Raw genomic sequence first — 15,768 nt, forward strand, 5'->3', positions numbered from 1 at the left:
AGCGCAATCGTATGCGTACTGGATGGCGCCCACGTTACTGGCGGCCATTGAAGAGCGGATAGCGTGTTTCGCCGAGGAGGTTGAGCATCTGCGATGTGGGCAGGATGTTGCTCACGACACGATTCCAGCGCGCGACGGCGGCCACATCCACGTAGACGATGTCACGGGGGCGCAGCGGGAAGCCTTCGGCCAGCAAGAGTGCGTCGGGCGAACCTGCGTTGAGGTGGAAGAGCTCCGACGTGCCATTGTCACTTCGCATCACGTAGATCCAGCTCGGATCGGATGTGATCTGGTTGACGAAGCCTGCTTCGCTGAGCGCTTCGGCCAGCGTGGTGCGCCGCTTGTTCATGACGAACGAGCCGGGCTCCCTGACCTCGCCCAGCACGAAGATCTTGTTGAGCTGGCGATCGGGCACGTTGACGATGTCGCCGGGCTGCAGCTCGACGTTCTGCGACACGTCGCCGTCTTCGTACAAGGCCTGCAGATCGACGCGCCACGTCTGGCCGCCGCGCGTGAGCAGCACGTTGCCGTGGTCTGCCTCGGTCGTGATGCCGCCGGCGCGATTGATCGCCTCGACCAGGGTCATCCTGATGTCGTTGATCGGCTGCAGGCCCGGCTCCCTGACTTCACCGACGACATAGACGCGCTTGCTGCGGAAGGACACGACGCGAACGTCGAGCTGAACGTTCTCGATGACCTTGGACAGGCGCTGGGACAGGATCTCGCGCACCTGTCGAGGTGTCTTGCCCGCTACGTCGAGCGTGCCGGCATAGGGGAAGAAGATGGTCCCGTCGTCGGCGACCAGGGTGCCGGACTGCTCGGCAGAACGATAGGAGCCCGCAGGAATGGTGATCTCGGGATGGTCCCAGACGATGACGTTGATGATGTCGCCAGGGCCAAGCTGGTAGTCCTGATGGGCGAGGCCGAAGTCGGGCACCGTCGCTGGCCGCACCGCAGTGCGGCCGCCGGATTGCGTTGCCCGGAATCCGGGCTCGCCATTGCGGACTTGAGCGATGATCAGATCGGCCGTGATCGGGGTGATGGTGACGTTGTCCGGAACGGGCTCGGATTGGCGGGCTTCGTCATCGACGATCGGCAGAGGCACCGAAGAAGTCGTCCGCATATCCCAGGCGGAAGTACCGGGGATCACCGTGCATGCCGACAGCGCTCCCGCCAGGCCTGCAATCAACCCCGTCCGTACGAACCATTCTCCGCTGCTGATCATGGTGGGCGACAACCCGAAAAATGATGACGAAAGCCATTTGCCTTTCATTAAGCAGCCCTATCCAAAACCGCCATGATTGCCGGCCGACATCCTTGATGTTCATCAAAACAGCGAAAAACACCAAAAATACCCAGCTCGCAATAAAAAACAGGAATGTCAAAAAAATATGGAAATAGGCAGCTAATTCTATTTATCAGCGCCTTGCGGTGCACAATAATACATGGATGCTAAGCATTCATGCTTTTATTATTGCTTCAGCATGTAAACGGCGGTTTTCGAACCGGACTGCGAAAAAGGATTGCCGCAGGGACGCGACAGGCGTGCTCAAGCCTGCTCGCGCATCCGCTCGAGCGCCTCTTCAACACGATCGACGGCGATCACGTTCAGGCCTTCGATCGCCTGGCGCGGCGCATTGGCCCTGGGGATGATGGCGGTATCGAAGCCGAGCTTCGCCGCTTCCCTGAGCCGCTCCTGACCGCGGGGCGCCGGACGGATTTCGCCCGCGAGCCCCACTTCGCCGAAAACCGCCAGCCCTTGCCGCAGCGGGCGGTCGCGCAATGACGAGACGATGGCGAACAGGATGGCGAGATCGGCTGCTGGCTCGGTGATCTTGACGCCGCCGACGGCATTGACGAACACGTCCTGGTCGTAGCACACGACGCCCGCATGGCGATGCATGACGGCCAGCAGCATCGCCAGCCGGGTCGGCTCCAGGCCCACCGACAGGCGCCGGGGATTGGGGCTTTGCGCCGAATCGACCAGGGCCTGGATCTCGACCAGCAGCGGGCGCGTGCCCTCCTGGGTGATCAGCACGCAGCTTCCCGCCACCTGCTGGGCATGCTGCGACAGGAAGATCGCGGAAGGATTGGAGACGCCTCTCAGGCCCCGCTCGGTCATGGCGAACACACCGAGCTCATTGACCGCGCCGAAGCGGTTCTTGAAAGCCCGGATCAGCCGGAAGCTGGAATGGGTGTCGCCTTCGAAATACAGCACGGTATCGACGATGTGCTCGAGCACGCGCGGGCCGGCCAGCGTGCCGTCCTTGGTGACGTGGCCGACCAGGATCAGGCTGGTGCCGCTCTGCTTGGCGAAGCGCGTCAACTGCGCCGCGCACTCGCGCACCTGCGCCACCGACCCCGGTGCGGACTGCAGGGTTTCGGAATACACGGTCTGGATCGAATCTATGACGGCCACGCGTGGCCGGGCGTCGCGCAGCGTCTGCAGGATGCGCTCGAGATTGATCTCGGCCAGCATCTGCAGCTCGGATGGCGGCAGCTGCAGGCGGTGGGCGCGCAAGGCCACCTGCTCGCCCGACTCCTCGCCGCTGACATACACGACCTTGTGGGCGCCGGACAGATGCGACAGCGCCTGCAGCAGCAGGGTCGACTTGCCGATGCCCGGGTCGCCGCCGATCAGCACGACGCCGCCCGCGACCAGGCCGCCACCCAGCACGCGGTCGAACTCGTCGAGCCCGGTCGGCTGGCGCGGCTCCTCGCGCGGCTGCAGCGTCGACAAGGGCCTGAGACGGCTGGTTTCGCCCGCCAGCGCGGCGAACCGCCCGCCCGTTGCCGGAGCGGCGGTGATCGCGGTCTCCACCAGGGTATTCCAGGCCTGGCACTGCGGGCATTGCCCTTGCCAGCGGGCCACCTGCCCGCCGCATTCGCTGCAGACGAAAGCAGTCCTTGCTTTTGCCATCAGCCCTCGGCGTCCGTGTCGCCGGCCATCCGGACGAACTCCTCACAGACGTAGTCGGCAAATGCCGTGATCAGGCGCGAGCGGAACTTGTCGCGCGGCAGAATGACTTCGAGCGGGGTGTAGATGCGGGGCTCGAGGCGCACCGCGGCCAGCCGCCCTTCGGCAACGTCGCGCCGGATGGCACGATCCGATGCGATCGCGAAGCCCAGGCCGGCAGCCGCGAGCTGCTTGATCGTCGCCAGGCTGCCGAGTTCGGCGCAAAGGTTGATTTCGCTTCCGGCGATGCCTGCGGCCTCGAAGAATTCATCGGCGATCTGGCGGATGCCGTTGCCCGGATCACGGTCGATGAAGGGGTGGCCGATGAGATCCTTGGCCGTCAGCTTGTCGAATTTCGCCAGCGGATGGTCGGGGCTGCAGATGACCATGAGCTCATCGCGGGCGGCGCTGCGGCGCTCGACGCTACTCTGTTCGGTGACGATCTCGATCAAGCCGATGTCGAGGTCGCGCGCGGCGACGCTGTCCTCGGTCAGTTTGGAATTCCCGACCACCACACGAGGCAGTACCCGAGGGTATTTGCGCTTGAAACCCTCGAGCACGACCGGCAGCCAGTAGGCCGCGATCGTCGTGCTGGTGCCGATCTTGATCTGCCCCGCCAGTTCATCGGTCAACTCGGATACGCGCGAATCGAGCTCAGCCGACAGCCCGAGGATACGCTCGGCGTAGGCCAGCACGAGTTCACCAGCGGGCGTCAGCGTGATCTTGCCGTGGCCGCGGTCGAGCAAGCGCGTGTCGAAGTGCTCTTCGAGCTGCTTGATCTGGAAAGTGACGGCCGGCTGAGTCATGTAGAGATGCTCGGCGGCACGGGTGAAGGAGCCGTGCTTGGCCACGGCATGGAATACCTGAAGTCTGCGGTCTGCCATGGTGTAGATAAGTATGATTTATTAAGTGGATTAGATCACAAACCGCTCCACATTGGACAGATGTCCGGAGCACTCGGTGAGGGTAGATCGCCTCCTGCGGCCCAGGCAAGCGCCCATCCGTGTTATAAACCGCGCTTCCCGACCACAGCTGCCCGGTACATTCACGATGCCGCTTGGCTTCTACATCATCATGGCAGCGCAGTTCTTCTCTGCGCTCGCGGACAATGCCCTGCTCATCGTCGCGATTGCCCTGCTGCGGGACATGGCTGCACCTTCTGAGTACGAGCCCCTCCTGAAGCTGTTCTTCACGGTCTCCTACGTCGCGCTCGCGGCCTTCGTCGGCGCCTTTGCCGACTCCATGCCCAAGTGGCGGGTGATGCTGATCAGCAACACGATCAAGATCGGCGGCTGTCTGATGCTGTTCCTCGGCGCCCATCCCCTGTTCGCCTACGCGGTGATCGGGCTTGGTGCGGCGGCCTACTCCCCTGCCAAATACGGCATCCTGACCGAATACCTGCCTCATCGCCTGCTGGTCGTGGCCAATGGCTGGATCGAAGGCCTGACCGTCGGTGCGATCATCATCGGCACCGTGATGGGCGGCTTCATGATCCTCGACGGCGTCGCCGACGGCTTGATGGCCCTCAGCCTGCCTTTCGTCGATACGCCTTTCGAGGCGGCAGTGCTCGTCATCGGCTCGCTTTACCTGGTTGCAGCCATCTTCAATCTCTACATCCCCGATACCGGCGTCGACCACAAGCCGCTCAAGAGCAACCCGCTTTACCTGCTGCACGACTTCAACCACTGTCTGCGGCTGCTGTGGCGCGACAAGCTCGGGCAGATCTCGCTGGCCGTCACCACCTTGTTCTGGGGCGCGGGCGCGACGCTGCAGTTCATCGTGATCAAGTGGGCCGAGCACAATCTCGGCATGAGCCTGTCCCAGGCATCGATGATGCAGGGCGTCGTCGCGCTGGGCGTCGCGGCAGGCTCCATCGTCGCCGCGCGCTATGTGACGCTGCGCAAATCCGTCCGAGTGATTCCGCTGGGCATCGCCATGGGGGTCGGTGTGATTTCGATGATCTTCGTCACCAGCACCAGTGCGGCGATGCTGCTGATGGTCGCGGTCGGTGCGCTGGCCGGCTTCTTCGTCGTGCCGATGAATGCGCTGCTGCAGCATCGCGGACACATCCTGATGGGCGCAGGCCATTCGATCGCGGTGCAGAACTTCAACGAGAACCTGTCCATTCTGGTCATGACCGGCACCTACGCCCTGCTGATCATGCTGGGGCTGTCGATCAATACCGTGATCGTGCTGTTCGGGCTGTTCGTCGCCGGCACGATGCTGCTGGTCAAGCTTCGCCACGAAGCCAATCAGCGCGAATTCGACAGCGCCGCCCTGCTCGAAGACCGTAGCCATTGAACGGCACGGCGGTACGGCCGCAGGCCTGCCGCCCGCTCAGCTTCCCTGCTGCATCACTTTGCGGGCAAAGCACAGATCGGCCCAGGCCTTGCCCTTGTCCTGCGGATTGCGCAGCAGATAGGCGGGGTGGTAGCTGACCACCACCGGAATGCCCTTGTAGTCGAAAATGCGGCCTCGCGCCCTGGAAATGCTGATTTCGGTATTCAGCAGCGCCTGGGCGGCGGGGCGGCCCAGCGCGAGCAGCAGACGAGGCTTGACCAGTTCGATCTGGCGCTCGAGATAAGGCAGGCAGGAGCCGATTTCCGCCGCTTCGGGCGTACGATTGTGCGGCGGACGGCACTTGACCGCATTGGCGATGTACACATTGGCACCGCGTTGCAGCGCGAGCGCGGCAAGCATGTTGTCCAACAGGCGGCCCGCCTGGCCGACGAAAGGTTCGCCGCGCTGATCTTCCTCACGCCCTGGCCCCTCGCCCACCAGCATCCAGTCGGCCTCGCGGTCGCCCACGCCGGGCACGGCCTGCTTGCGCTGCTCGCACAAGACACATGCCCGGCAACTGCGTATTTCGGCTTCCAGCGCGTCCCATTCAAGCGTGGCGATGCGCTTCGGGCGTTCGGGGTCGGGCATGTTGGCGGCAGGCCGGCTCGCATGCGCGGATTCGGTGTGCGCGGCGAAGCCGGACTGCGCCAACCCCGTTCGGGGGCCGTGCTCCCGGCTCCACGCCGCATCGCCTCCTGCCCGAGCTTGCGGCCGATGCGAAGGCATGGGGGCAGATGACAGTTCGGCTGCTGCATCCGCCGCAGGCGCGGCCGGCGACGGCATCTCCGCCACCGCCGTGCTCCCATCGTCGGTTTCCCTGGCTGCCGACCGCAACCGCCAGACCGGACCCAGACCCATCTCGCGGATGATCGCATCACGCCGGGAGCTTGGCCTGCGCATGGGTGTCGCCATTCGTTCAGAGCCTCCGCCGCATCACGATCGCATCCTCGCGGCCGTCTTCTGCGGAATAGTAGCCTTTGCGCAGGCCGATCTGCTCATAGCCCAGTGCCCGATACAGCGACAGGGCGGGGGTATTGGACGGACGCACTTCCAGAAAGAACTGCGTCGCCCCCTTGCTGCGCGCATCGCCATGCAGCCATTCGAGAAAGAAGCGCCCGAGCCCACGTCGCTGGGCGCTGCGGATGACGCTGATGTTGAGCAGATGGGCTTCGTCGAGAACGGCGAGCACGATGGCGTAGGCAAGCATGCAGCCCTCCTCCTTCAGGACCCAGGCTCCATGTCCCGCCGCCAGCGAATCGAGAAAATTGCCGCGGCTCCAGGGAAACGCATGCAGTGAAGCCTCATGAACCTCGATCCAATCCAGATGCCCGGCCTGCATCGGCACGAATTCGCAACGTCCCGTCATGCTCAAGCTCTGCCGCCGCGCGCCAAGCGTTCGGCCGTGGTCAAGGCCACCTTGTCGCGGATGTAGAGCGGTGCGGCGGTTTCGGGCGATACCAGGTCGCCACGCGCCGCCGATCCTGCTGCCAGCCTTGCCACTTCGTCCGCCCGGGCAGTCAAGCCATCCAGGCAGACCGGGAGCCGGTCACTGAAACGCGTGTACAGGGCATCCGGCCAGACCCGGAAGGCGGAACCCGCTGCTGTCCAGCATCCAGGGGGCAGTTCGACGTCCTCGGGCGCCAGGCAACGAATGGGGGATAGTGCCTGCACCACGTCCTTGCCGGCCTCGAAAGCAGCACAGTAGACCTCTCCCATGCGCGCATCCGTTGCCACAAACACCCTCTCCGCCCCCGCCTGCAAAGCAATGGCATCGAGGCTGCCGATGACGGCAATCCCCAGATCGGCGCCCAGGGCAAGCCCCTGAGCCACGCCGCAGGCCAGCCGCAGCCCGGTGAAAGCGCCCGGCCCGGCACCGAAGGCCACGGCATCGAGCGCGGAGACGGAAAGCCCGGCGTCGGCCAGCAACTCGCGCACTTGATGCAGTACCGATGCCGAATGCCGTGATGCGCCTTCGATTCGGCGGGCGACGATGGCACCATCGACGAGAAGCGCAACGCTGGCCAGTTCGGATGAAGCTTCGAGTGCGAGGATTTTCATGGTGCCGGTATTCTACCGGCTCGGACCATGGGATTCAGTGCGACTTCTTCTTTCTGGAAGGGCCGGGATGTTCCGGATAGGCGCCACGCATGGCATCGCGCAGATCGCGGTGGAGAGCGTTGCGCTCTTCCACGTTCAGGCGACGGGGTTCGGAGGCTTTGCCGCCAACTTCGTGGGAGCTGGTCAGCAGGTGATTGCGCAAGCCCTCGTGGCGCAGCCCCTCGCGTATCGGCACCGGACCGCTCGGCAACCCGGAATCTTCACCGCGCGTGCGCGCATCGGCAACGCCGGCGGCAGTGAGCAAGCAGACCGACAGCACACAGGCCATCACGCATCGGCCATGATGCGGCAAGGCGGAAGACCTGTATAACGGACCAGGAGAGGCGAAAGTCGGTGTCATCGGATGGGAGGCACTGCGCATCGATCATGGACTCGAACATACGGTAAATCCACGTTTTGCGACAGTCCTGCGCATCGGTACCGATGATGCTTTGTAAAACGGTGTTGCCTGTTTGCCACGCTCTTACGAAGCGTTACCGGCCCGCCGGCACCGGCCTTTCTCCAGCACTGGCAAGCTCTCGCTTTGAAGGATAGGATTGGCTCCATGAACCTGAAAACCCGCTATCGCGTACTGTTGGTGGACGACGACGCTCGTCTGCGTGAACTGCTGTCCCGCTATCTTCAGGAGCAAGGTTTCGCGGTCAAGGCCGTGAGCGACGCCCCGATGATGGATCGTGCATTGCATCGCGAGCACTTCGACCTGATGGTGCTCGACCTGATGCTGCCCGGCGAGGACGGACTGGCTATCTGCCGCCGGCTTCGTGCGGCAGAAAACAATCTGCCGATCATCATGCTCACCGCCAAGGGTGACGACGTGGATCGCATCGTCGGTCTGGAGATGGGGGCCGACGACTACATCGCCAAGCCGTTCAATCCGCGCGAACTCGTCGCCCGCATCCAGGCCGTGATGCGGCGGCAGCCGCACACCCTGCCCGGCGCGCCGACCGCCGAAGACGAGATCGTCGCTTTCGGCAACGTCAGCGTCAATCTGGGCACTCGTCTGCTAGAGCGCAACGGCGAGGAGATCCAGCTGACCACCGGCGAATTCTCACTGCTCAAGGTGCTGCTGCAGCATCCGCGCCAGCCCTTGTCGCGGGACAAGCTGATGGAACTGGCCAGAGGGCGCGAATACGGCGTCTTCGACCGGGCGATCGACGTGCAGATCTCCCGCCTGCGCAAGCTCGTCGAGGAAGACCCGGCCAAGCCCCGCTTCATCCAGACGGTATGGGGTTTCGGCTACGTGTTCGTGCCGGAGGATGTCAAGAACGAATCGGGTGAAGGCAAGGCAGCCGCCAGCGAGTAAGCGCGGCATGTCCGCCAAGCTGCACCCCGGTCGCCGGCCGCGCCCGGTGACGCGCCTGCTGCAGGCCTGTCTGCCCGGCACCCTGCTCTGGCAGACTTTCCTGCTCGTCGCCTTGCTGCTGATCCTGGCACTCGGTGCCTGGTCCCAGATCTTCAGCTATTTCCAGGAGCCTGCCCGGTCGCGCGACGTGGCGCAGATGGTGGTCTCGGTCGTAAACCTGACCCGCACCGCACTGATCAATGCCGATGCAGGACGCAGGACCGATCTGCTGATCGAGCTTGCCGCGCTCGAAGGCATCCGCATCTACCCGGCGGAAGCATCCGACGAGGTGGAGCCCCTGGCCGATACGCGGCCGAACCGGCTGCTCATCAACGACGTGCGCCGGCAACTGGGAAACCACACGCGCTTCGCCTCACGCTGGAAGACGCTCGATGGCTTCTGGGTGAGCTTCCGGCTCGACCCGGATGATCAGCACAACGAATACTGGGTCATGCTGCCTGGCGAGCGGATCGAAAGCCCCGACACCCTCGACTGGCTCGTCTGGGGGCTCGGTGCGCTCTTTGCCGCGATGCTCGGCGCTTACCTGATCGCTTCGTGGATGGGCAGGCCGCTGCGCCAGGTGGCACGCGCAGCCCGGCTGGTCGGCAGCGGCCAGACGCCGCCGCCGCTGGATGAGTCCGGTCCGCATGAAATTGCCGTGGTCGCCCATGCCTTCAATCAGATGACGGGCGATCTCGCCCGCACCGATGCGGATCGCGCGCTGATTCTGGCAGGCGTGTCCCATGACCTGCGCACGCCGCTGGCGCGCCTGCGTCTGGGTGTCGAGATGTCGGGAGCGCCGGACAGCGAGGTCACGGCGATGGTGTCGGACATCGAGGAGATGGACCGGATCATCGGCCAGTTTCTCGACTTTGGCCGCGGCGTGCCGCAGGAGCCCGCGCAAGCAGTCGATGTCGTGCAACTGGTGCGCGAAATTGCCGAGCCTTACCGCTTGAGGGGGATCGATCTCCAGCTCGACACACCGGAAAGTCTGACATGCAGTGCCCGCGCCCTGTCCCTGCGCCGGGCGCTCGCCAACCTGATCGACAATGCCCTGCGCTATGCAGGAGAAGACATGCGACTCGACATCGTGGTCGGGCCGCACGATGGTTTTACCTGCATCGAAGTGGCCGATCGGGGCCCGGGGATTCCCGAAGACGAAGTCGAGCGCATGCGTCACCCCTTCACCCGGCTCGAAAAGGCCCGGAGCAACACCAAGGGTGCCGGCCTGGGCCTGGCGATCGTCGAACGGGTGATGCGTTCCCACGGCGGCCGGCTGGATCTGCTGCCCCGCGAAGGCGGCGGTCTCAGAGCGATCCTGTGCCTGCCGGCAGATGGAAACCCGGGCGCGCGCGCTAGAATGCACGGCTCACAGGAGGACAGTCCTTCCCATGCCCACTGATAACGCCCTGCCGCCGAACGCCACGCCATACGAGCGCCTGGGTGGCGAAGCCGCCGTCCGCAAGCTGGTCAAGCGCTTCTATGGACTCATGGACACGCTGCCCGAAGCCTGGGCTGTGCGCCGGATGCATGCCGAGGATCTTTCCGGCTCGGAAGAAAAGCTTTTCCTGTTCCTGTCCGGCTGGCTCGGCGGGCCGAATCTCTACGTCGAGCGCTACGGCCATCCTTTCCTGCGGGCCCGGCATCTGCCGTTCTCGATCGGCATCCGGGAGCGCGATGAATGGATGCTCTGCATGCGCCAGGCGCTCGAGGAGCAGGTCGCCGACGGCGCATTGCGCGCCAGCCTGCTCAGCGCCTTCTCCTCGCTCGCGAACCACATGCGCAACAGGGCCGAAAGCGGAGCCGCAAGTGCCGCCGTGACGCTCGACACGCTTGGCAACGGGCAGGCTTGAACACTATCGCTATAATTCGACCGCATGAAATTCCTCTTCGACCTCCTTCCGGTCATCCTCTTCTTCGCCGCCTACAAGCTTGCCGGCGCCCAGCCCGAAGCTTCCCATGCGTTTGCGGCCCAATGGCTGGGAGACGGCATCGACGTCGCGCAGGCACCGATCCTGATCGCCACCGCGGTCGCGATCGTCGCCACCTTCGCGCAGATCGCCATCGTCTGGGGCAAGCATCGCAAGGTCGACACCATGCTCTGGGTCAGTCTGGCGATCATCGTCGTGTTCGGCGGCGCAACCCTGTTCTTCCACAACCCCACTTTCATCAAATGGAAGCCGACCGCGCTCTACTGGCTGTTCGGCGCCGTGCTGATCGGTTCGGCCACGCTGTTCAGGCGCAACCTGATCCGCAAGATGCTGGAGGCGCAGATACAGTTGCCCGACGAGGTCTGGACACGCCTGAACCTGGCCTGGGCGGGCTTCTTCGTCGGCATGGGCCTGCTCAATCTCTACGTCGCCTACAGCTTCAGCGAGGAAGCCTGGGTCAACTTCAAGCTGTTCGGTGGAATGGGCCTGATGCTTGCCTTCGTGCTCGGCCAGGGTTTCTATCTTTCGCGCCATATCGAAGAGGAAAAAAACTGATGTTCTACGCCCTGATCGGAGAAGACGCGCCCGGCACGCTGGAGCAGCGCATGGCGGTACGTCCCGAACACCTGGCCCGCCTTCAGGCACTGAAGGACGAGGGCCGCCTGCTGCTCGCCGGCCCCATGCCTGCGATCGATTCGCCCGACCCGGGGCCGGCGGGCTTTGCCGGCAGTCTCGTCGTCGCCGAATTCGATTCGCTGGCCAGCGCGGAAAAATGGCTGGCCGAGGACGCCTACGTGCGTGAAGGCGTCTTTGCGAGAACCAGCGTGCGCCCCTTCCGCAAGGTTCTGCCATGAGCGCCGTCGCCCGGCCGCCCGAAGGCGGCGCTCTCCTCCCGCGGGGAGGTGGTCGCGCCAGCGACCGGAGGGTAGTCCAATGAGTACCGACGTGGCGGAGCGGATCCGGCTGCGCTTGAACGAAGCCTTTGCGCCCGACGAGATCGAGATCCGTGACGACAGCGCCCTGCATGCCGGGCATGCAGGCGCACGCAGCGGCGGCGGCCACTATGGCTTGCGCATCGTTGCCAGCGCCTTCGCCGGGCACGGCACGGTCGCTCGCCATCGCATGATTTACGAAGCCCTGGGCGACATGATGAAAAAGGACATTCACGCGCTCGCCATCAAGGCAATGACGGCCGACGAGGCCACCCAAGCAACCCACCCCTGAAGGAACACCGATGAAACGCTTCCCGAGCCGCCTCGCCATCGCCATGCTGGCTGGTTTTCTCGCTTTCCCCGCCGCTGCGGCCACCCCGGTCGCCAAGGTCAACGGCGTCGCCATCCCGGCCGAACGCGCAGAAGCGATGCTTGCCGAACAACGTGCCCAGGGTGCGCAGGACAGCTCCCAGTTGCAGGACGCGGTGCGCGAAGAACTGGTCCGCCGTGAAATCCTGAGCCAGGAGGCAACCAGCAAAGGGCTCGCCAAGAAGTCCGAAGTGCAGACCCAGATGGAACTGGCCAAGCAGGCCATCCTGATCCGCGCCTACCTGCAGGACTTCGTCCAGAAGAACCCGGTCACCGACGCTGAAGTCCAGCAGGAATACGATGCAATCAAGGGCCGCATGGGCGACAAGGAATACAAGCCCCGCCACGTGCTGGTCGAGACCGAAAACGAAGCCAAGGCGATCATCGCCAAGCTGCAGTCGGGCACGCCCTTCGAGGAAGTGGCGAAGGAGTCGCGCGATCCCGGCTCCAGGGACCGCGGCGGCGATCTGGGCTGGAGCAACCCGGCGATGTTCGTCCAGCCCTTCTCCGAAGCCATGGTCAAGCTCGAGAAAGGCAAGTTCACCCCCACGCCGGTGAAGAGCGATTTCGGCTACCACGTCATCCAGCTCGACGACGTGCGCACGACGCAGGCGCCCCCGCTCGACGAGGTCAAGCCGCAGTTGCAGCAGCGCCTGCAGCAGCAGAAGATCGAGAAGCACGTGCTCGACCTGCGCGCCAAGGCCAAGGTGGAATAATTCCCCTTCTTCGCACGGCGGGCTCCGGCCCGCCCTCGAAAAAAAGAGAGGCTGGATCACGACGATCCAGCCTCTCTTTTTTGGACTGTTGCTGCGGCCTTTCCTCGAGGGAAAGGCCGCATGCAGGTCAGAACTGCTCTTCCGTCAGTTCGAGTGCCCCGGTGGCGCCATTGACGATGGTGTAGGCCAGGCCGGGCGCCTGTGCCAGCACGTGATCGGCGTAGAAGCGCGCGGTGACGATCTTGGCCTGGTAGAAGTCGGGTTCGCCCTCGCCTGCTTCGAGCCTGCGCTTGGCGATCAGCGCCGCACGGCCCATCTGCCAGCCACCGGCGACGATGCCCAGCAGCTTCAGGAAGGGAACCGAGCCCACCGATGCCGCCTTCACATCCTTGCCGTAAGTGGCCAGGATATAGGCGACCGCTTCTTCCACCGCGGCGATGCCGGCACCGAGCGACCTGGCAATGGCGGCGAAGGCCTCACCGTCCGCGGCAGACAGTTCGGCTTGGACTCCTCGCATCGCCTCGATCAGGGCGGCGATGGTGGCGCCGTTCTCGCGCGCGATCTTGCGGCCGATCAGGTCATTGGCCTGAATCGCGGTGGTGCCCTCGTAGATCGTCGTGATGCGGGCATCGCGCAGGTGCTGGGCGGCACCGGTTTCCTCGATGAAGCCCATGCCGCCATGAACCTGCACGCCGTCCGAAGCGACGTCGATCGAGTTCTCGGTGCTCCAGCCCTTGACGACCGGGATCATCAGATCGACAAAAGCCTGATTCTGCGCCCGGACCGCTTCGTCCGGATGGTGGTGGGCCTTGTCGGTGGCAGCGGCGACCACATAGGCCAGCGCACGCATCGCCTCGGTCTTGCTCTTCATGTTCATCAGCAGGCGGCGGACGTCCGCATGGTGAATGATGCTGACCTTCGGGCCGCCACGGACGCCCGCCTCGGTTCCCTGGATGCGATCCTTGGCGTACTGCAGGGCGTGCTGATAGGCGCGCTCGGACAGTGCCAGGCCTTCCATGCCGACCGCGAAACGGGCCTCGTTCATCATGATGAACATGTACTCCAGGCCGCGATTCGGCTCGCCCACCAGGGTACCGATCGCCCCGCCCTTGTCGCCGAAGGCGAGCACTGCGGTCGGGCTGGCATGGATGCCGAGCTTGTGTTCGATCGACACGCAATGCACGTCGTTGCGCGCACCGAGGCTGCCATCGGCATTGACCAGGAACTTGGGCACGACGAACAGCGAAATGCCCTTCACCCCTTCGGGCGCGTCCGGCAGGCGGGCGAGCACCAGATGGACGATGTTGTCGGTCATGTCGTGCTCGCCGTAGGTGATGAAGATCTTCTGGCCGAAGATCTTGTAGGTGCCATCACCCTGCGGTTCGGCCTTGGTGCGAACCGCAGCCAGATCCGAACCGGCCTGGGGTTCGGTCAGGTTCATGGTGCCGGTCCATTCGCCGGAAACCATCTTCGGCAGGTACATGTCCTTCTGCTCGTCCGTGCCGCGCAGCATCAGTGCCTCGATGGCGCCGGTGGTCAACATCGGGCACAGCGAGAAAGCCATGTTGGCCGATTTCCACATTTCCATGACGGCGGTGGACAGCAGCTTGGGCAGCCCCTGGCCGCCGTACCGGGGGTCGCAGGCGACCGCTGTCCAGCCGGATTCACAGAACTGGCCGTAGGCATGTTTCCAGCCCGGCGCGGTGAGCACTTCGCCGTCCTTCCACTTGGCGCCTTCCTGATCACCGACCCGGTTCAGCGGCGCGAGCACGCCGCTGGCGAACTTGTCGGCTTCTTCGAGGATGGCATCGACCAGGTCGATCGAGACTTCTTCATTGCCGGGCAGCTGCGCGACTTCGTCGAGACCGGCAAGCTCGCGCATCGCGAACTGCATGTCGCGAATCGGGGCGTTGTAAATGCTCATGGATTCGATATCTCCCTCAGATTGTTGGAATCACTTGTTGATCAGGTAGCGATTGTCATCGAAGCCGGCTACCCAGTCCGGCCGGTAGACCACCAGCAGCGTCACGACCGCGCCGCTGATCCAGGCCTCGGCAAAACCGAGGAGTAGAAAATAAGGCAGGTATTCCGTCAGCAGGTAGTCGGCAGGGTATGCGCCTGCCGCGACCAGCGCCGCCGATGCGGTCAAGCCCTGGAACATGACGGTCAGTGCAGCCCCGGCGAAGCCGGTGACGAAGATGAAGATGAAAAAATGGGCTGGAAGCCAGCGTTCTATGGCGCGCTGGATCAGGTGCGCCACGGCCACCGGAATCGCCGCCATCAGGATGAAATTGATCGGCCATGCGCTCCACTCCACCGCCCCGTTCAAGGTGATTCCCGTCAGCGCTCCGGCCAGCGCCAGCAAGCCCAGCCAGGGGCCGAGAACCAGGGTTGCCGCCATCGCACCGAGCATGTGCAGGCTCAGGCCGGGCTTCACGCCCGCGCGCATGCTCCACAGCAGCATCAGCCCGACGATGAAACCCAGCAGCAGATTGAGCTGCGAGCCGTTCTGCAGGCGCCGCCATGGCGCACGCACCAGCAACTTCGACAGGATGAACACGGACAGCACCAGCATGCCCCAGTGCCAGGTCGCCGGAAACAGCGAACTTGCGAGGTTCATGCCGACGCCGTCCGTTGCCGACCGGACTCAGAGCGCCGCGGTCAGTTCCGGCACGACCTCGAACAGATCGCCCACCAGGCCGTAATCGGCCACCTGGAAGATCGGCGCCTCCGGGTCCTTGTTGATCGCCACGATCACCTTCGAGTCCTTCATCCCCGCCAGGTGCTGGATCGCCCCCGAGATGCCGATCGCGATGTACAGCTGCGGCGCGACGATCTTGCCCGTCTGGCCCACCTGGTAATCGTTGGGCACGAAGCCCGCATCGACCGCCGCACGGCTCGCGCCCAGTGCCGCGCCCAGCTTGTCCGCCAGCGGCTCGAGCAGCGTGTGGTAGTTCTCCCCGCTGCCCACGCCCCGGCCGCCCGAGACGATGACCTTGGCCGCACCCAGTTCAGGGCGCTCGCTCTTGGTCAGCTCGCGGCCGACCAGCGCCGCCACGCCCAA

At 64.4% G+C, this 15,768-nt stretch carries 18 protein-coding genes; 8 read left to right on the forward strand and 10 right to left on the reverse strand.

Annotated features, from left to right (window positions below; all coding sequences use genetic code 11):
• Positions 1-34 precede the first annotated feature (34 nt).
• The 3 genes from TBU01S_RS15775 to TBU01S_RS15785 all read right to left on the reverse strand — a co-directional run bounded on the left by TBU01S_RS15775 (position 35) and on the right by TBU01S_RS15785 (position 3,840).
• A complete protein-coding gene (locus TBU01S_RS15775) occupies positions 35-1,105 on the reverse strand; it encodes a polysaccharide biosynthesis/export family protein (RefSeq protein ID WP_245650939.1) in 1,071 nt (356 codons plus the stop codon).
• A 444-nt stretch (positions 1,106-1,549) separates the two neighbouring features.
• Complete coding sequence (gene radA / locus TBU01S_RS15780) at positions 1,550-2,920, reverse strand: DNA repair protein RadA (RefSeq protein WP_068637839.1); 1,371 nt, start codon at positions 2,918-2,920, stop codon at positions 1,550-1,552.
• Entirely contained in the window at positions 2,920-3,840 is a 921-nt protein-coding gene (locus TBU01S_RS15785; RefSeq protein WP_083953656.1) for a LysR family transcriptional regulator, read from the reverse strand. The genes radA and TBU01S_RS15785 overlap by 1 nt, the downstream gene beginning before the upstream one ends.
• Positions 3,841-4,006: 166 nt before the next feature.
• Here TBU01S_RS15785 and lplT point away from each other — a divergent pair, with 166 nt between their 5' ends.
• A complete protein-coding gene (gene lplT, locus TBU01S_RS15790) occupies positions 4,007-5,257 on the forward strand; it encodes a lysophospholipid transporter LplT (RefSeq protein ID WP_068637841.1) in 1,251 nt (416 codons plus the stop codon).
• Between the two features lie 36 nt (positions 5,258-5,293).
• Here the strand turns inward: lplT and TBU01S_RS15795 are convergent, their stop codons facing one another.
• The 4 genes from TBU01S_RS15795 to TBU01S_RS15810 all read right to left on the reverse strand — a co-directional run bounded on the left by TBU01S_RS15795 (position 5,294) and on the right by TBU01S_RS15810 (position 7,682).
• The gene (locus tag TBU01S_RS15795; protein WP_500799067.1) at positions 5,294-5,884 is read right to left on the reverse strand and encodes a uracil-DNA glycosylase; all 591 of its coding nucleotides are present in this window, start codon (positions 5,882-5,884) and stop codon (positions 5,294-5,296) included.
• A 328-nt stretch (positions 5,885-6,212) separates the two neighbouring features.
• Positions 6,213-6,635, reverse strand: a complete 423-nt coding sequence (gene rimI / locus TBU01S_RS15800) for a ribosomal protein S18-alanine N-acetyltransferase (protein ID WP_083953659.1) — start codon at positions 6,633-6,635, stop codon at positions 6,213-6,215.
• Between the two features lie 29 nt (positions 6,636-6,664).
• Complete coding sequence (tsaB, locus tag TBU01S_RS15805) at positions 6,665-7,354, reverse strand: tRNA (adenosine(37)-N6)-threonylcarbamoyltransferase complex dimerization subunit type 1 TsaB (RefSeq protein ID WP_068637846.1); 690 nt, start codon at positions 7,352-7,354, stop codon at positions 6,665-6,667.
• Positions 7,355-7,388: 34 nt separating this feature from the next.
• A complete protein-coding gene (locus TBU01S_RS15810) occupies positions 7,389-7,682 on the reverse strand; it encodes a hypothetical protein (protein WP_068637848.1) in 294 nt (97 codons plus the stop codon).
• Positions 7,683-7,958: 276 nt separating this feature from the next.
• On the opposite strand from TBU01S_RS15810, the gene ompR reads away from it, so the two are divergent.
• From ompR to TBU01S_RS15845, 7 genes are all read left to right on the forward strand, one after another.
• Positions 7,959-8,717, forward strand: a complete 759-nt coding sequence (ompR, locus tag TBU01S_RS15815) for an osmolarity response regulator transcription factor OmpR (protein WP_068637850.1) — start codon at positions 7,959-7,961, stop codon at positions 8,715-8,717.
• A gap of 7 nt (positions 8,718-8,724) precedes the next feature.
• Complete coding sequence (locus TBU01S_RS15820; RefSeq protein WP_083953657.1) at positions 8,725-10,158, forward strand: ATP-binding protein; 1,434 nt, start codon at positions 8,725-8,727, stop codon at positions 10,156-10,158.
• Entirely contained in the window at positions 10,148-10,609 is a 462-nt protein-coding gene (locus TBU01S_RS15825) for a group II truncated hemoglobin (RefSeq protein ID WP_068637852.1), read from the forward strand. Before TBU01S_RS15820 ends, TBU01S_RS15825 begins: the two co-directional genes overlap by 11 nt.
• A 24-nt stretch (positions 10,610-10,633) precedes the next feature.
• Entirely contained in the window at positions 10,634-11,242 is a 609-nt protein-coding gene (locus TBU01S_RS15830) for a septation protein A (RefSeq protein WP_068637854.1), read from the forward strand.
• Complete coding sequence (locus TBU01S_RS15835; protein ID WP_068637856.1) at positions 11,242-11,541, forward strand: YciI family protein; 300 nt, start codon at positions 11,242-11,244, stop codon at positions 11,539-11,541. Before TBU01S_RS15830 ends, TBU01S_RS15835 begins: the two co-directional genes overlap by 1 nt.
• A 79-nt stretch (positions 11,542-11,620) precedes the next feature.
• Complete coding sequence (locus TBU01S_RS15840; RefSeq protein WP_068637858.1) at positions 11,621-11,911, forward strand: BolA family protein; 291 nt, start codon at positions 11,621-11,623, stop codon at positions 11,909-11,911.
• 10 nt (positions 11,912-11,921) lie between these two features.
• On the forward strand, positions 11,922-12,704 hold the full coding sequence (locus TBU01S_RS15845) for a peptidylprolyl isomerase (protein WP_068637860.1): 783 nt from the start codon (positions 11,922-11,924) through the stop codon (positions 12,702-12,704).
• Between the two features lie 127 nt (positions 12,705-12,831).
• Here the strand turns inward: TBU01S_RS15845 and TBU01S_RS15850 are convergent, their stop codons facing one another.
• The 3 genes from TBU01S_RS15850 to TBU01S_RS15860 form a co-directional block, all read right to left on the reverse strand.
• Positions 12,832-14,628, reverse strand: coding sequence for an acyl-CoA dehydrogenase (locus TBU01S_RS15850; protein ID WP_068637862.1), 1,797 nt, complete (start codon positions 14,626-14,628; stop codon positions 12,832-12,834).
• 30 nt (positions 14,629-14,658) lie between these two features.
• Positions 14,659-15,324, reverse strand: a complete 666-nt coding sequence (locus TBU01S_RS15855) for an energy-coupling factor ABC transporter permease (RefSeq protein WP_083953658.1) — start codon at positions 15,322-15,324, stop codon at positions 14,659-14,661.
• Positions 15,325-15,351: 27 nt separating this feature from the next.
• A partial coding sequence (locus TBU01S_RS15860) for an FAD-binding protein (RefSeq protein ID WP_217999640.1) occupies positions 15,352-15,768 on the reverse strand: 417 nt, incomplete at its 5' end.

It is taken from the genome of Thauera butanivorans NBRC 103042 (genome assembly GCF_001591165.1).
GTDB lineage: Bacteria > Pseudomonadota > Gammaproteobacteria > Burkholderiales > Rhodocyclaceae > Thauera > Thauera butanivorans.

Coding starts and splice junctions, on each gene's coding strand:
- TBU01S_RS15835 (WP_068637856.1), top strand. CDS start 11,242: ATGTTCTACGCCCTGATCGGAGAAGACGCGCCCGGCACGCTGGAGCAG.
- TBU01S_RS15845 (WP_068637860.1), top strand. CDS start 11,922: ATGAAACGCTTCCCGAGCCGCCTCGCCATCGCCATGCTGGCTGGTTTT.
- radA (WP_068637839.1), bottom strand. CDS start 2,920: ATGGCAAAAGCAAGGACTGCTTTCGTCTGCAGCGAATGCGGCGGGCAG.
- TBU01S_RS15830 (WP_068637854.1), top strand. CDS start 10,634: ATGAAATTCCTCTTCGACCTCCTTCCGGTCATCCTCTTCTTCGCCGCC.
- TBU01S_RS15855 (WP_083953658.1), bottom strand. CDS start 15,324: ATGAACCTCGCAAGTTCGCTGTTTCCGGCGACCTGGCACTGGGGCATG.
- TBU01S_RS15840 (WP_068637858.1), top strand. CDS start 11,621: ATGAGTACCGACGTGGCGGAGCGGATCCGGCTGCGCTTGAACGAAGCC.
- TBU01S_RS15795 (WP_500799067.1), bottom strand. CDS start 5,884: ATGCCCGACCCCGAACGCCCGAAGCGCATCGCCACGCTTGAATGGGAC.
- TBU01S_RS15810 (WP_068637848.1), bottom strand. CDS start 7,682: ATGGCCTGTGTGCTGTCGGTCTGCTTGCTCACTGCCGCCGGCGTTGCC.
- TBU01S_RS15850 (WP_068637862.1), bottom strand. CDS start 14,628: ATGAGCATTTACAACGCCCCGATTCGCGACATGCAGTTCGCGATGCGC.
- rimI (WP_083953659.1), bottom strand. CDS start 6,635: ATGCAGGCCGGGCATCTGGATTGGATCGAGGTTCATGAGGCTTCACTG.
- tsaB (WP_068637846.1), bottom strand. CDS start 7,354: ATGAAAATCCTCGCACTCGAAGCTTCATCCGAACTGGCCAGCGTTGCG.
- TBU01S_RS15825 (WP_068637852.1), top strand. CDS start 10,148: ATGCCCACTGATAACGCCCTGCCGCCGAACGCCACGCCATACGAGCGC.
- lplT (WP_068637841.1), top strand. CDS start 4,007: ATGCCGCTTGGCTTCTACATCATCATGGCAGCGCAGTTCTTCTCTGCG.
- ompR (WP_068637850.1), top strand. CDS start 7,959: ATGAACCTGAAAACCCGCTATCGCGTACTGTTGGTGGACGACGACGCT.
- TBU01S_RS15820 (WP_083953657.1), top strand. CDS start 8,725: ATGTCCGCCAAGCTGCACCCCGGTCGCCGGCCGCGCCCGGTGACGCGC.
- TBU01S_RS15785 (WP_083953656.1), bottom strand. CDS start 3,840: ATGGCAGACCGCAGACTTCAGGTATTCCATGCCGTGGCCAAGCACGGC.